The sequence below is a fragment of the Streptomyces spongiae genome (assembly GCF_009377185.1).
Classification (GTDB): domain Bacteria; phylum Actinomycetota; class Actinomycetes; order Streptomycetales; family Streptomycetaceae; genus Streptomyces; species Streptomyces spongiae.
Map to the genome: position 1 here is coordinate 1 of NZ_VJZC01001087.1, position 1218 is coordinate 1218.

Below are 1218 nucleotides of genomic sequence, written 5' to 3' on the forward strand. Positions count from 1 at the left end.
GCCCCACGGCCTGCGCCTTCGGCGGCCCCGACCTGACGGACCTCTACATCACCACCGCACGCACGGGCCTCACGGCACCGCCTCCGTTGTCGGGTTCGGTGCTGGTCGTCCCGGGAGCGGGCAAGGGTCTGGAACAACGGGCGTTCGCAGGCTGAGGCAGTAGCGGTTCCCCGGGCGCCCCCTGGCCGGCCCGCGCCCGGGCCCAGGCCCGGTGGTCAGACGCCGTCTCCGTAACCGGGGTTGGGAGCCCGGCGGGGAGTCCACCACTCCAGGAGTCCCCACACTCCCAGGGCGAGCGCGGCCACGGCGGCGACCACCGCGACCCAGGGCCGGCCCACCCAGCGGGTGGTCAGCGCCCAGGCCAGGAGCGGAACCAGGGCACCGCCGAGCAGGACGAGCGGGAGATCGACGAAGAGCACGCTCAGATCACGGGCATGGCCCTCGAACCCACCGTCGACACTGATCGCGGCCCGCGGTGCCCAGGCAAGGGCCGCGGTCGCCGCACCGAGGCCGGCGAGGAGACAGCCGGCGCCGCCGGTGCCGGTGCCCGAAGAGCTGCTCATGTCCTGTCCACCGGATGTCCGCTCGCGCCGACGGCGGACGCGGCCTCGTCGATCACCTTGTAGCCGGGGACGGAGGGCCAGCGGACCGTCAGTACCACCGACTCCTCCTCCGCGAACCAGGAGTGATCGACGCCTCGGCCCCACACGACGTAGTCCCCCTGCTGGGCCAGGAGAACACTGCGCCCGGGCAGTTCCACCCGGAAGCGCCCGCTGACCAGGACCAGCAGAGCGGTGCGCTCTTCGCCGGTCACCCACTCCGCCCGCTCGTCGCCCCGCGGGTGGACACCCCACTTGATCTCCACGGCCTCACAATGCCGAGGATCGGAGGCGTCCTTGAAGTGCCCCAGCAGCCACCCCCGGTCCAGCGCCGCGTCCACGCCCGCATTACCCACATACACGCTGTCGGTCATGGCTCCGGAAGGTAGCAGCCGGTGCGGACAGCGGCGCGGTCTCTCAGGTCGCGGGGAACGGCGCGGTTCTTAGGGGCGCGGGGAACGGCGCGGTTTTCAGGGGCGCGGGGAACGGCGCGGTTTTCAGGGGCGCGGGGAACGGCGCGGCTTCTAGGGGCGCGGGACTGTATCTATTTGCGGCTCCGCCGCGTGGGCGCGACCAGCCACAACCCACCCGCACCCGGCCACGAACCCCAGCCCCCAAC

General features: G+C 72.7%; 2 protein-coding genes and 1 pseudogene. 1 reads left to right on the top strand and 2 read right to left on the bottom strand.

The genetic code is table 11. From position 1 onward, the window contains the following. Positions 1 to 155 (top strand): annotated as a pseudogene (locus FNH08_RS50295) (SMP-30/gluconolactonase/LRE family protein); the annotation flags it as partial. 60 nt (positions 156 to 215) lie between these two features. Here FNH08_RS50295 and FNH08_RS50300 read toward each other — a convergent pair. Both FNH08_RS50300 and FNH08_RS50305 read right to left on the bottom strand, forming a co-directional pair. After that, complete coding sequence (locus FNH08_RS50300) at positions 216 to 563, bottom strand: hypothetical protein (RefSeq protein WP_152778717.1); 348 nt, start codon at positions 561 to 563, stop codon at positions 216 to 218. Continuing rightward, positions 560 to 973, bottom strand: coding sequence for a cupin domain-containing protein (locus FNH08_RS50305; RefSeq protein WP_152778718.1), 414 nt, complete (start codon positions 971 to 973; stop codon positions 560 to 562). The genes FNH08_RS50300 and FNH08_RS50305 overlap by 4 nt, the downstream gene beginning before the upstream one ends. Positions 974 to 1218: the final 245 nt, after the last annotated feature.